13 protein-coding genes are annotated in these 14,004 nt (G+C 52.4%); 2 read left to right on the top strand and 11 right to left on the bottom strand.

Annotated features, from left to right (window positions below; translation table 11 throughout):
- Positions 1–233 precede the first annotated feature (233 nt).
- From DXB70_RS00915 to DXB70_RS00865, 11 genes are all read right to left on the bottom strand, one after another.
- Entirely contained in the window at positions 234–905 is a 672-nt protein-coding gene (locus DXB70_RS00915; RefSeq protein WP_118637750.1) for a V-type ATP synthase subunit D, read from the bottom strand.
- A gap of 113 nt (positions 906–1,018) precedes the next feature.
- Positions 1,019–2,392: a V-type ATP synthase subunit B gene (locus DXB70_RS00910; RefSeq protein ID WP_118637748.1), complete on the bottom strand. Its 1,374-nt coding sequence runs from the start codon at positions 2,390–2,392 to the stop codon at positions 1,019–1,021.
- Positions 2,393–4,162, bottom strand: coding sequence for a V-type ATP synthase subunit A (locus DXB70_RS00905; RefSeq protein ID WP_118493575.1), 1,770 nt, complete (start codon positions 4,160–4,162; stop codon positions 2,393–2,395).
- Positions 4,163–4,186: 24 nt separating this feature from the next.
- Positions 4,187–4,507 (bottom strand): V-type ATP synthase subunit F, encoded by a 321-nt coding sequence (locus tag DXB70_RS00900; protein ID WP_107000826.1) that lies wholly within the window; start codon positions 4,505–4,507, stop codon positions 4,187–4,189.
- Positions 4,500–5,474, bottom strand: coding sequence for a V-type ATPase subunit (locus tag DXB70_RS00895; RefSeq protein ID WP_107000827.1), 975 nt, complete (start codon positions 5,472–5,474; stop codon positions 4,500–4,502). The genes DXB70_RS00900 and DXB70_RS00895 overlap by 8 nt, the downstream gene beginning before the upstream one ends.
- 27 nt (positions 5,475–5,501) lie before the next feature.
- Complete coding sequence (locus DXB70_RS00890; RefSeq protein WP_118493578.1) at positions 5,502–6,095, bottom strand: V-type ATP synthase subunit E; 594 nt, start codon at positions 6,093–6,095, stop codon at positions 5,502–5,504.
- Between the two features lie 45 nt (positions 6,096–6,140).
- Positions 6,141–6,608, bottom strand: coding sequence for a V-type ATP synthase subunit K (locus DXB70_RS00885; RefSeq protein WP_022358667.1), 468 nt, complete (start codon positions 6,606–6,608; stop codon positions 6,141–6,143).
- A gap of 2 nt (positions 6,609–6,610) precedes the next feature.
- Positions 6,611–8,626 carry a V-type ATP synthase subunit I gene (locus DXB70_RS00880; RefSeq protein ID WP_118493581.1) on the bottom strand — a complete coding sequence of 672 codons (2,016 nt, stop codon included), beginning with the start codon at positions 8,624–8,626 and terminating at the stop codon, positions 6,611–6,613.
- Between the two features lie 19 nt (positions 8,627–8,645).
- The gene (locus tag DXB70_RS00875) at positions 8,646–8,987 is read right to left on the bottom strand and encodes a hypothetical protein (protein ID WP_147354031.1); all 342 of its coding nucleotides are present in this window, start codon (positions 8,985–8,987) and stop codon (positions 8,646–8,648) included.
- 303 nt (positions 8,988–9,290) lie between these two features.
- Positions 9,291–10,232, bottom strand: a complete 942-nt coding sequence (locus DXB70_RS00870) for an AEC family transporter (RefSeq protein WP_117796527.1) — start codon at positions 10,230–10,232, stop codon at positions 9,291–9,293.
- 424 nt (positions 10,233–10,656) lie between these two features.
- Complete coding sequence (locus tag DXB70_RS00865) at positions 10,657–11,529, bottom strand: methionyl aminopeptidase (protein ID WP_118672509.1); 873 nt, start codon at positions 11,527–11,529, stop codon at positions 10,657–10,659.
- Between the two features lie 295 nt (positions 11,530–11,824).
- Between DXB70_RS00865 and DXB70_RS00860 the strand changes: the two genes are divergently transcribed.
- Positions 11,825–13,090 carry a DUF4118 domain-containing protein gene (locus DXB70_RS00860; RefSeq protein ID WP_118672508.1) on the top strand — a complete coding sequence of 422 codons (1,266 nt, stop codon included), beginning with the start codon at positions 11,825–11,827 and terminating at the stop codon, positions 13,088–13,090.
- A gap of 1 nt (position 13,091) precedes the next feature.
- Positions 13,092–13,802 (top strand): response regulator, encoded by a 711-nt coding sequence (locus DXB70_RS00855; RefSeq protein ID WP_118469028.1) that lies wholly within the window; start codon positions 13,092–13,094, stop codon positions 13,800–13,802.
- The last annotated feature ends 202 nt before the right edge of the window (positions 13,803–14,004 follow it).

Here is a 14,004-nt window from a genome sequence, read left to right as displayed (position 1 = left end):
AGCCCGCGAGGTCCGAACCGCCTTTCATATATCTTTGTACGCATCTTGAACACAGGTGTCCGAACAGGACGGACGCAGTCCGTCATGGGCGAACATCTGTAGTGAAAGCAAGCGAACAAAGGTATATCGAAAGGGCGGTTCGAACCTCGTGGGCTCGTCCCGTCATTTTCACAACTATGTGCAAAAAGCCTCCCCTGACAGCCCTAAAGCCGCCAGAAGAGGCATTTTCATCATCACGAACAAAGCTCCCGCTTCTCCTTATAATGATGCTTCTCCTCCAGCATCATATCCTTCACCTTCATCAGGCGGATCTGCGTGCTTCTCTCATTTTCATCCAGCTTCATCGTGATATATTTGATATTTTTGCGCGCCTCCGGAATAATTACGTGTTCCAGCGCATTGACTCTCCGGCGCGTTTTCTCGATCTCGGCTGCCATGAGCTGGCAGGCTTTCTCTGTCTCAGACAGCCGCAGCATATCCGGCAGAATGTCCGCCAGCGACTTGACTGCCCCGTCCAGATCGCTCGAAGTAAACGCAAATCCATACGAGTAAATATCGTTCTCATCCGCCGTCCGGGTCTTATAATGGAACACCGGAATATCGACGCTCATTACGTTTTTCTTGTCTGCTTCCAGATAAACCGCCTGTTTCGGCGCGGCAAGCGCGGTATTTAACGCCTGCTCGGACATCCCGGCTTTAGCGATGACGAAATTCACATTCGCACTCCGGATGCCCGACTCCACTTTCTGGCGCAGCGCCATATTTTCCCGGACCAGATCCAGGAACTGGCGCATCAGCTCATCCCGCTTATCCTTCAGCAGTTTATGTCCCCGCGTGGCTGTCGCCAGCTTCTTTTTCAGCCTCGTAAGCTCCATTCGGGTCGGGTTGACCTGTGTCGATGCCATGCGTACCACCTCTCTCCTGCAATCACTTTGTCACGACAGATCCGCCAGCTCCCGCAGCCGCGTTATGACACGCCACTTTCGTTTTCAAGCGCATCCGCCATGCACAGGCATTTTTACTCTTTCCCATAATACAGATCCAGATACTTCTCATCGATACGTTTCAGCTCGCTTCTCGGCAGGATGGAAAGCAGTTTCCAGCCAATCCGCAGCGTCTCCTCGATATCGCGGTCCATATTGTAGCCCTGTGAAACATATTCTTTTTCAAAGGCGTCCGCAAATTTTGCATAGATTAAGTCAACATCGGACAATGCCGCCTCGCCCAGGATCACCATGAGTTCCTTCGCTTCCTTGCCGCGCGCATACGCCGCAAAGAGCTGGTTTAAGGTGTTCGAATGGTCGGCACGCGTCTTGCCCTCGCCGATTCCCTTATCTTTCAGACGGGACAGCGACGGAAGTACGTCAATCGGCGGTGTGATGCCCTTACGGTACAGATCACGGCTTAAGATAATCTGTCCCTCGGTGATATATCCGGTTAAGTCCGGGATCGGGTGCGTCTTGTCATCCTCCGGCATGGTTAAGATCGGAATCATCGTGATCGAACCATTCTTGCCTCTCTGGCGTCCGGCTCTCTCATACAGGGATGCAAGATCCGTGTACATATATCCCGGATAACCACGGCGTCCCGGAACTTCCTTGCGGGCAGCCGAAATTTCTCGCAGTGCATCCGCGTAGTTCGTGATATCCGTCAGGATAACGAGAACGTGCATATTTTTCTCAAATGCCAGATACTCGGCAGCCGTCAGCGCCATACGCGGGGTCGCGATACGCTCAACCGCCGGATCGTTTGCCAGGTTGATAAACAGGACGGTACGGTCGATCGCGCCCGTCTCCTTAAAGCTCTCAGTAAAGAAATGCGCTTCCTCAAAGGTGATACCCATCGCCGCAAAGACAACGGCAAACGGTTCGTCCGTGCCGCGCACCTTCGCCTGTCTCGCAATCTGGGCTGCCAGATTCGCATGCGGCAGACCGGACGCCGAGAAAATCGGCAGTTTCTGACCGCGGACCAGTGTATTCAGACCATCGATCGCGGAAACACCCGTCTGGATAAACTCCTGCGGATAGCTTCTCGCCGCCGGATTCATCGGCAGACCATTGATATCGCGGCGTTCCTCCGGCAGGATCTCCGGACCGCCGTCGATTGGATTGCCCAGACCGTCAAAGACGCGTCCCAGCATATCCTCCGATACGCCAAGTTCCATCGTTCTTCCTAAAAAACGCACCTTACTATTTGAAAGGTTGATACCCGTGGAACTCTCAAAAAGCTGTACCAGCGCATTGCCGCCGTCGATCTCCAGCACCTTGCAGCGTCTCTTTTCGCCGCTCGCCAGCTCGATCTCGCCCAACTCGTCATAGGTAACATTTTCCACGCCCTGCACCAGCATCAGAGGACCTGCAACCTCCTGTATGGTTCTATATTCTTTCGGCATTTAGAATGCCCCCTTTCCAGCCGCATCGGCAACCTCTTTCGCAAGTTCATCGAGGACCGCCTGATACTCTTTCTCCACGTCTTCTGCTTTCGTATATTTAAAACGTCCGATCTGCTCGCGCACCGGCATCTTGATGAGATTCTGGATGGAAGCGCCGCCTTCCAGCGCTTTCTTCGACTGCTCATAGAACGCCAGCACCAGCTTCATCATGCGGAACTGTTTCTGCAATGGTGTATACGTGTCAATCTCATGGAAGGAGTTCTGATGCAGGAAATCCTCACGGATCGAGCGCGCCGCTTCCATTTTCAGGCGGTCGATCGGGGACAATGCATCCATGCCGACCATCTTTACGATCTCCTCCAGCTCTGCCTCTTCCTGCAGAAGGCTCATAAGACCCTGGCGGCAGCTCATCCACTCATCCGATACATTCTCATCAAACCATTTTCCCAGATTGTCCACATACAGGGAATAGCTGGTCAGCCAGTTGATCGCCGGGAAATGGCGCTTGTATGCCAGCGCTGAATCGAGTCCCCAGAATACCTTGACGATACGCAGCGTCGCCTGGGAAACCGGCTCGGAAATATCGCCGCCTGGCGGGGATACGGCTCCGATTGCGGACAGGGCGCCCTCGCGTCCGTCCCTGCCAAGGCAGATGACATGACCTGCACGCTCATAGAACTGTGCCAGACGGCTTCCTAAGTAGGCCGGATAACCTTCCTCGCCTGGCATCTCTTCCAGACGGCCCGACATCTCTCGCAGCGCCTCCGCCCATCGGGAGGTGGAATCCGCCATCAGTGCCACCGAATAACCCATGTCGCGGAAATACTCTGCGATCGTAATACCCGTGTAAATTGATGCCTCGCGGGCTGCTACCGGCATATCCGAAGTATTGGCAATCAGCACAGTCCGCTGCATCAGGGAGTGCCCGGTCTTTGGATCCTTTAACTCCGGGAACTCATTTAAAACATCCGTCATCTCGTTGCCGCGCTCACCGCAGCCGATGTAAACAACAATGTCCGCCTCTGCCCATTTCGCTAACTGATGCTGGATGACGGTCTTGCCGCTTCCGAACGGTCCCGGCACCGCTGCCACGCCGCCCTTGGCGATCGGGAAAAATGCGTCAACGACACGCTGTCCGGTGATCAGCGGTTTTATCGGCGGCAGCTTCGTCTGGTACGGACGTCCGCGCCGAACCGGCCATTTCTGCATCATCGTAAGCTCTTTTTCGCCGTTTTCCGTCTCAATGAGCGCTACGGTTTCCTCCACCGTAAATTCACCGCTCTTGATCTCTTTGACCGTACCTTTTACACCATACGGCACCATAATTTTATGCTCAATGATCAGCGTCTCCTGCACGGTACCGATGATGTCGCCTGCTTCCACGCTGTCGCCCGCTTTCACGGTCGGCACAAACTGCCATTTCTTATCACGCTTTAAGGACGGAACCTCAACGCCGCGCTTTAAGTTGTTGCTGCCCGTCTCCTTCATGATATCGTCCAGCGGTCGCTGGATTCCATCGTAGATACTCGTCAGGAGTCCCGGTCCCAGTTCAACCGAAAGCGGCACATCCATCGACTCTACCGGCTCGCCAGGTCCTAAACCGGAAGTCTCCTCATATACCTGAATCGACGCTTCATCTCCGTGAATCTCTATGATCTCGCCAATCAGACGTTCGTCGCTGACGCGGACGACGTCAAACATATTGGCATCCCGCATCCCGCTGGCGATAACCAGCGGTCCTGCTACCTTCTTTATCGTTCCTTTGCTCATTGGAAGGTTTCACCCACCTTTCTATCATGCATCTCCAAACAGAATATCCGATCCAACTGCCTGTTCCACCGAATGCTTGACCGACTCCACGCCTTTTCCCGTATTCCCGGAAATCCCCGGAATCAGGATCACGGACGGAAGCGGCTGTTCCCGGTAGCGGTCGATGGCTGTCTCAATCCCGGCAGCCGCCGCCTCGGTGATATAGATCACCGCGTAGGAACCAGAAGCCAGTTCCAGAAATACTTTCTCCGTCTCATTTACATCGGACACCGGAAATGTCTCCAGTCCCAGCGCCGCAAATCCGTAGATGCTGTCGTAATCTCCGACTACTGCAACCTTATACATACATCTCCCTTATCCTTTCCCGAATCTGTTCCTCCTCAAGACCGTTCAGACGGGCGGTCAGGATGATACGGACCGTTTTGATCTCATTTTCCTTCGCCAGTATATAGGCAACCAGCGGTCCCGCCGTAAACGGGTTGTATTTCTGCGGCTTGATCGTCTCGATCAGCTGATTGTCACACCACCGCTCAAACGCCGACGGCGATTCCTTTAATGCCTGCGCGCCGCCCCCATAGCGGGTTCCTTCCAGATACTCGCAGATCGCGCCGACACCGCCAAGAGCCGCCTGTGACAGGCGCTCGATATTCAAGCTATCGCACGGTGCCATCGCGCGCCGCATAAAATCCAGATGTTTTCCCGTCTTCTGGGAGCGCACCGCTATCTTGATATCCGCCACCGCGACCGTTGTCTCGGCATAATCGCGGATGATCGCGTCGGACGCATTCTTTCCGCACTCATAGATAGCTGCGAGCGCCGACCGGTCAACAATGATATCGCAGAGCTGCCCGTCGCCCGTGTGCAGAAATGTCTCGCTGGCTTCCTTCGCCGCCTCCCGCATATGTGCCGGAAGCGCCTGCCAGTCCTTCTCCGCCACGATCTTCGACATCCGCGCGCCGTCCACCTCGCAGTCGTCAAAATAGACATTGCCGTGGCTGCCCGGCGCCGCTGCATCCTTGATCGCCGCCTTTAAATTGTGGTAGAGATCCCCGTAGGAAAGCACTGCCAGGATCGCGTCGTCGCCCTTCAAAAGGTCGCGGACCGTCTCCCAGGATTTCGCCTTCTCCCGGGTCAGGATCGCCTCCGCGCTGAGCGGTGTATCTGCATCCCCCCAGCCGTGTTCGGTCAGGAAACGCAGCGCCCCCTCGTAGCTTTTTACGGACAGCAGCTGTTCAATCTGTGCGGAGGAAAAAAGCCCATTTTCCAGTGCCCGGATCCGGGCGACCGCGTAGGCATATTTTGTATCAGACATATAAGCCCTCCTTACCTTCTCCCGCCGTTATCCAAACAGCATCGCATGTACCTTGTCCGCCAGCTCATCCCGCTGCGACGCAAACAACGCCCCGGCAGAACAATTTTCCTCGACACCGCCATACACCAGAACAAAGCCCCCGTCGATCTCCCTCGGTTCTTTTTTCAGTACCAGGCTTCCGCCCTTTTCCTGCGCTGCCTTCTCTATCTTTGCCGGAAAATCATCCGGCATCCGCTCTAAATCACGTTTTGAAACATAGATTTCTCCTGCCCGATCCGTCACGAACCGGGAAAGAAGCTGCTCCATCCATGCAAAATACGCCTCATCCGGCTTTGCCAGCAGCTCCTTGTGTGCCGCCGCAAGCATTTCCTCGATGATCGCCTGCTTTTCCGCAAGGATCGCCTGGCGCTTCTTTAGCGCCGCCGAAGAACGAAGCCGTTCCTCATAGCTTTTTTCACGCTGCGCCGCCGATTTCGCCTGCTCTTCCTCCAGCTTTTTTACCTTTTCACCGGCTGCCGCAAGAGTCGTCTCCGCTTCACCGGCTGCTTTTTCCCGAATCGCAAGCGATTCCTGCTTTGCATCGTCAAGGATCTGAGCAATAATCTTATCTAATCCATTCATACGCTTCACTCCTTAACTGATTTTGATTCTTTCCGCCGTGCCAGATTACAGTGCATTGATTGCCAGAATCGAAACCAGAAGTGCCAGAATCGCATAGGTCTCAACCATCGCCGGGAACAGCATCGCTTTACCAAACTGTTCCGGTTTCTTCGCTACGATACCGATGGAAGCAACCGACGTTCTTCCCTGATGTCTCGCCGATACCAGACCAACCACGCCGATCGGAAGGCATGCTGCCAGATATAAGAGTCCCTGGGAGATCGACATGCTCATGTCAGCGCCGCCGCCAAGAAGACCAATCTTAGAAAGAGCGATGAAACCAACCAGCAGACCGTAGATACCCTGGGTACCCGGAAGCAGCTGGAGCAGAAGCACCTTCGCGAATTTATCCGGATCCTCGGTTACGACTCCGGCTGCTGCCTGACCTGCCACGCCTACGCCGTAGGCTGAACCCATACCTGCAAGAATAACCGCCACTGCAACTCCCAACAATGCAAATACAATTCCGCTCATATTTAATCCTCCTTGATTTCCACGTATTTTGTTATCTGCTTAAACGGACGGAACGCCTTTCCGCCACCCTCATAGAACTTTCCGAAAAACTCGACGTACTGCAGACGGCAGGTATGCACATACGCGCCGAGCAGGTTGATCGCCAGGTTAAACAGGTGTCCGAAGCAGAATACCAGTATAAATACAATCACGCCAAATACATTATTTCCAACCATACTTCCCATCTGGTTGATAACCGATGCGATAACGCCGGTTGCCAGTCCGAGCGCCAGAAGGCGCGAGTAGGAAAGCACATCCGACACCCATCCGGTAATATTGTACAAATCATATGCGCCAAGCGCCAGCCGCAGGAGCGGATTCTTCTTGTCGCGCGCCGACATCACCAGAATTCCCAGCGCGCCCACGATCGCCATTCCCTTTGCCAGCGAATTAAGCACCGGCGGGAATACGATATTCATCTGCGCGATGGAACCAAACAGTTCCGTCGGAAGCAGCATCAGGATCAGCCCCAGAAGCAGGAGGTACCAGAGTACCACGTCGCAGATAAAATCCACAACCTTGCCATCCTTTAAGAGCATATATCCTTTCAGTCCCAGCCCCAGGAATAAGTGAATCACGCCAAATAACATCGAATAAACCAAAAGCTTCATCGGGTCATTTAGCGGGACAAACCAGAGCGCCGGTATCGTCACCGTATGTCCAAAATATGTCCGGCTCACGATGTCCACCGCATCTCCGAAATAACCGCCGAACATGACGCCCCAGAACAGGGTCGAAAGTCCGCAGTACATAAAGAGCCGCAGTGATTTCCGCAGGTTTTCTTCCATCCTTGGGAATTTCTTAAGTGCCAGGAAGCACATCAAAAATACAATAAATCCGTATGCCGCATCTGAAAGCATCAGACCAAACAAAAATACATAGCACGCTGCCATGATGCCGGTCGGGTCCATCTCCCCCTTCGCCGGTAAGCCAAAGGACGCGGTCACGCCCTCCGCCGACGCCGCGAAGGTTCCGTTGGAGAGAAGCACCGGTGCTTCCTCATCCTCCGGCACATCCGAACTTTCCACTGCAAGTTCAAACCGGCTATTCAGCTTCTCCTCCAGTCCTTTCGCATCGCGCTTCGGGATAAATCCCGTGATCATACACGTTTTTTCCGACTGTAAGATCTCGCCGAGCGCCTCATACTTCTGTGCCCGCAGGCGGTAATAGTCGGATAACAGTTTCAAATCTTCCCTCGCCGGAGCGCACTGTTTCAGTTCTTCTTCCGTCGCCGCCGCGCGTCCCTCATGCTCTGCCGCTTGCGCTTTGAGTTTCTTAGCGTAAGCTGCCGGAACTTCCTCCACCGGACGCGCCGGACGGGCAAATCCAATCGACCGGAGTGCTGTCTCCAGCTTCTCCTCGTCCTCTTTCAGGCAAATTACCGCAATGCAGGTCTGGTCGGCATCGCTTCCGACAACCTCCAGCTCCCATTTTTCAAGCTGCGGCTCCTGTTTTGCCACCGAAGCGTAAATTTCTTCCTGCGTATAAGCGCCTCCGCCGACCGCGCCAGCTAAGATAGCACACCGTTTCGTCTCCTGATACGCAAGTGGAATCTCCAGCTTCTGCCACGGTTTCAGGCTTTCCGCCTCCGCCAGCAGTCTAAGCGCCGCAGTCTTTTCCTCCGTGATCTGCTTTTGCAGGTTCAAAATGCGTTCCGCCTGACCTAAAAGCGCCTCTGCGTTCGCCTCCGTCTCCCGGTACGCGCCTGCCTTTGCAAGCGGCTTTCCGGCAAGCCCAGCAAGCATCGATGTTTCCTCCGGAACCACCGCGGCAAGCACTTCCAATGCGCGATCCGCCGTCGCCGCATTCCGCTCAAACTTCTGCCGATCCTCCAGCGTGTCCGTCCGCTTAAATACCTCGTCCGGCTCCGCCTCCGCAGAGAGCTCCAGCACTCCGGCAGCCTGCAGAAACTCCATCAGGGACTTACGGTCCTTCTTCAGGGCACAGATACATAGCTTTTGCATCTGCAATACTGCCATATCTACATCCCTCCATTCACTAGACCAGTTCCGCTATGAGCCGGTCAACCACCTCCGGTTTCCGTCTGTCCGCCGTCTCTCTGAGCGTCTGACACTCCGCCTCAGCTTCTGCCAGTGCCTGTTTTACGTACTCCTTCCCTCTGAGAGTCAGTTCTTCTTCCTGCTTCACAGCTGCTTCTTTCCCCCTTTTCTGTGCATCTGCGAGCATTCGATCCGCTTCTGCCTCCGCCTCCGCCTTAACGCGGCGTGCATCCTCCGAAGCCTGCGCGACCAGTTCCGATGCCTTCGCCTCTGCGTCCTCGACCGCCTGGATCGTCTCCTTGATCATTGAACCACCACCTTTTCCCCTAATTTTTTTCAACAATAATGCAATATCCTTATTATGTTTCACATCCTCCCATTCCATACAATTCGCTGATTCGAAGCATCAAAAGCACATGGAAAATAAATAAGTTTTCTCGCATTTGTATACTATTATAACTTTTTCAATCAGTTTTGTCTATTAAATGTTTTAATTTTGAAAAGATTATACATACATCTTAATTTATGAAAAAAAATTTCGGTTCTCATGAAAAACAGTGTTTGTTTCCACAAAAAAAGCTGCCAGACAATTGTTGCTCTTCCACAAACCACTGTCTGGCAGTCCCCTATTATATATTTATTTTTATGCGAGCCACCCGATCGAATTAAGGAAATAGACCCACAAAAAGATCGTCACAACCGAGGCGACCGTGCTCAACACGACAAACTGTCCCGCCAGCTCGCCGTCGCCGCCCATGTTCTGCGCCATCGCATAGGACGCCGTCGCAACCGGAGTCGCGTACATTTCAAAGTAAACAAAACGTTCCACACCGGAAAAGCCGAGCAGCGTCGCAACCGCCAGAATCACTGCCGGCAGGATCACCATCTTGAAGGTCATCGACGGAACCACATATTTCAGATTGCCGCCGATCGCATTGAAATGCAGCGTTCCGCCCAGTACGAACAGTGCCAGCGGCGTTGTCAGATTGGCAAACTGCTTGATCGGTCCTTCCACGGAAACCGGAAGTTTAATTCCTAATATATGGAAGATAAAGCCCAGGAGCGCGCCGCGGATCATCGGATTTTTCAGGATATTCTTAATCAAAACAGAAACCGGGACCTTGCCGCCCCGGAACAATTCCAGAATCACGACCGCCGTTATGTTGTAGACCGGAATCACGATCGCCACCATCATCGTCGCCAGCAGTGTTCCCTCCTCACCGAACACGCTGGTTGCCAGCGGAATGCCGAACAGGACGAAATTGCTGCGGTAAATCGCCTGGATGATAACGCCGCGCCGCTCATTTTCCTTTACCAGACGCGGAACCACAGCAAGCAGAACCGCCTGCAAAAGCAGCACGCTGATAATGGCGACTGCCACCAGGCGCAGATTTAATGTCATTCCCTCCGGAATGGAATACAGGTTGTTAAACATCAGAATCGGAAAGAATGCCTGAAAGATCACCTTATTCAGGCGCTTCATAAAATCCTCATCCGCCAGCCCCGACATCCTGACTCCATATCCAAATGCGATATAGAGCAGAAACGGAAGGACTGTATTAAGTGCAAATAAAAAATTTTCCATATAATTCCTGCCACTTTCTTCTTAATTGCTTTGTTCTGGACGCGGTTTCTATCCAGTCAGGCCGCACCCCTTTAATCACCAGATTTATTATATACCCCATCCAAGAAATCGACAAGAAAAATTCAAGCGTGCCAGCCTCATAAACAGTTCCGAAAAAGTTTCGAATTATGTAATACTCGTTTAGATTTATTTTAGATATTGGTCAAAATATGGACACAATTATCCAGTATTATAATGGCATAACATCAATGAGGCAGATGACACTACAAGATGCGCGCAATCGTTATCTGGCTCGACTAACAACAATTTCCTTTATATAGATATTTCTTCGCAGTCTTTTATCCCCCTTCGGCTGTGAAGAACCCCCACCTTGGGTACAAAAAAGAGACGGTTTGACGCCGTCTCTTTTTATGTACTCTGCAAACTACCAGGAAAGCACCTCATGGCCATCCTCGGTTACCAGCACCTGAATCTCCCACTGGGCGGATGCTTTTCCATCCTTCGTGTATACACTCCAGTCGTCATCGCCGTCCACGAATACTTCCTCGGTTCCCTCATTGATCATCGGCTCGATCGTGAACATCATGCCCGGTGCAAACATCATGCCGGTGCCTCTCTGGCCAATATATCCAACCCACGGATCCTCATGGAACTCGATGCCGACGCCGTGACCGCCAATCTCACGAACCACAGAATAGCCATTTTCTTCCGCATGCTTCTGGACCGCTTCCGCCATATCGCCCATGAAGCCCCACGGTTTTACCTGCTCCAGACCTAATTCCACACACTCTTTGACAACATCCACCAGTTTTTTATGTTCCGGGCTGACATTTCCGATGCAGAACATACGGGAAGAATCCGCATAATAGCCGTGATAAATGGTCGAAACATCCACGTTGATGATATCGCCATCCTTTAATACGACATCCGCTGACGGAATGCCATGGCAGACCTGGTCATTGATGGATGTGCACACGCTCTTCGGGAATCCTTCATAGCCAAGCGGCGCCGGAATTCCGCCCATGCGGGTCGTCTCATTGTATACCCACTGATCGATCTCCTCGGTTGTGACGCCAGCTTTGATATGCTCAGCCACATAGTCCAGAACTGCCACATTGATCTTGCAGCTCTCGCGGATCCCCTCGATCTGCTCCGGGGTCTTGATCATGTCGTGATCCGGGATCTGATATCCGGCATCCGCCGCCTCCATCAGCTTCTCATCAAATGCCTCATGGCAATGTTTGTACTTCTTTCCACTTCCACACCAGCACAGATCATTTCTTCCTAATTTTTTCATCTTATTTTCATTCCTTTCGCCCTGCACTCCGGCAGCCCGTTTGTCACTCTCTAACAGGCGGGTCAGCCTGCTTCCCTCAATCGGGAGACTGTTTGGAGTTTAACACACTGACGCTGAAAATGCAATGAAATCGCCCTTATCCAGCCAGATTCTCAATAATTGTGTTACTGTTTTTATCCCAAATTTTCACGATTTTTTCAACTTTTTAACAGTCTTCCTCTCTATTTTTCAGAAGAAACATTGTATAATAGAAGCATCCATATGAATTTTTTGAAAGGAGACTTTCTTTATTTAAATGAAACATTCAAGTAAACCTTCTGTTTCTGGAACTTCCAATGAAACTTTCCTGAAAACAGAATCAGCCAGCAGCCTTCAAGGTTCAGCCGAACCCAGCTCTCCGGATACCAGCATTTCCAATGGCGGCAAAACACATCCATCCAAAATTGACGCCTTAAAAAATTGGTTCCGGACCCGCCCGATCGTTGAAAAATTCTGTGCGCTTCCGGCATACATACAGAGCTGGGGACTTACCCTGTTTTTCATGGGTACCGCCACGATCATCGCGTTCTGCTTTTTTCATGCGCTCAAAAATCCGACTGCCAACATCGCGCTAACCTACATTCTGGCTGTCTTTTTGGTAGCGCGTTTTACAGACGGATACAGCTTCGGCCTGTTCTCCTCCTTTGTCGGCGTTGTCTGCGTCAATTTTCTGTTCACGTATCCGTATTTCGCGCTGGATTTCACGATGACCGGCTATCCGATTACCTTCGTGGCAATGTTTTCAATTTCCAGCATTACAAGCGCCATCACAAGCAACATGAAAACACAGGCGCGCGTGCTGGCAGAACGTGAAAAGATGCTGATGGAAGCGGAAAAGGAAAAGATGCGGGCGAACCTGCTGCGGGCAATCTCCCACGACCTCCGCACCCCGCTTACCAGCATCATCGGTTCCAGTACCGTATATCTGGAAAATGGCAGCAGCCTCCCGGAGGTTGAGAAAAATGCACTGGTGCGCCATATTCTTGAGGACTCTAACTGGCTCTTAAACATGGTTGAAAACCTGCTCTCCGTCACGCGTATCAACAATGAGACGGCAAAGGTAACTAAGACCTCGGAACCGGTCGAGGAAGTTCTCTCCGAGGCGATGATCCGCTTAAAAAAGAGACTTCCAGATGCCAATATCCATGTGCGCGTGCCGGAGGAATTCCTGATGGTCCCGATGGACGCCGTCCTCATCGAACAGGTTCTCATCAACCTGCTGGAAAATGCCGTTGTCCATGCTGAAAGCACCGAGCCGATCGAGTGCTATGTGGAATCACTTTCCGACTATGCGATTTTCCACGTGCGCGATTACGGCGTCGGCATCCCGCCGGAGAAGCTGGCAACCATCTTTGACGGCTCTTCTTCGACGACCAGCACTTCGCCGGATGGACGAAAGGGCATGGGAATCGGGCTTTCCATCTGTAAAACGATCATTCTCGCCCACGGCGGCGAAATCAAGGCAATCAACCACACGCGCGGTGCCGAATTTTACTTTACCCTTCCAAAGGAGGACAAATAACATGACACATAAACTTTCTATTTTATTAGTAGAAGATGAAAAAAACATCTGCGACTTCATCTCCACCTCCCTGTCCGCACAGGATTACCGCATTTCCACCGCACACACGGGAAAAGAAGCACTTCCGATCATCACGTCCCAGTGCCCGGATCTGATTCTCCTCGACCTGGGGCTTCCAGACATGGACGGCATAGAGATCATCCGCCAGGTCCGCACCTGGTCCAGCGTCCCGATCATCGTCCTCTCCGCCCGCACGCAGGAACAGGAAAAGGTACGTGCGCTCGACCTTGGCGCGGATGATTATCTGACCAAGCCGATCGGCACCTCCGAGCTTCTCGCGCGCATCCGGACTGCCCTGCGCCACAGCAACCGCTTAAACACAGCTTCTCCGCTTTATAAGCGCCCATTCCATGCAAAGGGACTGACGATCGATTTTGAAAAACATCTGGTATCGGTTGATGGAAGGGATGTCCATCTGACGCAGATCGAGTTTAAGATTATCTCCCTGCTGGCACAGAATTCCGGCAGAGTCATGACGTATGATACGATTATTTCGAATATCTGGGGGCCGTATGCGGACGATGATAACAGTATTCTGCGCGTGAATATGGCACATATTCGAAGGAAACTGGAGCAGAATCCAGCGGAACCGCAGTATGTGTTTACGGAGATCGGGATTGGGTATCGGATGATTGAGGATGAGATGCAGTAATAGATAGATTGATTGATTGTCGTGATGCAAAAAGAGGCGTCCGGGAATCTGCGCCGCCTGCGTCTCCAATTATCATTGTTCGCTTGCTTTCGCTACATCTGTTCGTCTGGATCGGACAAAAATGTCCGCCCCAGCCGGACAGCTGGCGTGGGATGCGTACAATCGATAATTGGAACGCTGGCTCTACAGATTCCCGGACGCC

The organism is Clostridium sp. OM05-5BH (genome assembly GCF_003481505.1).
GTDB classification, from domain to species: domain Bacteria; phylum Bacillota; class Clostridia; order Lachnospirales; family Lachnospiraceae; genus Otoolea; species Otoolea fessa.
This window is presented reverse-complemented; position numbering and strand designations above follow the sequence as displayed.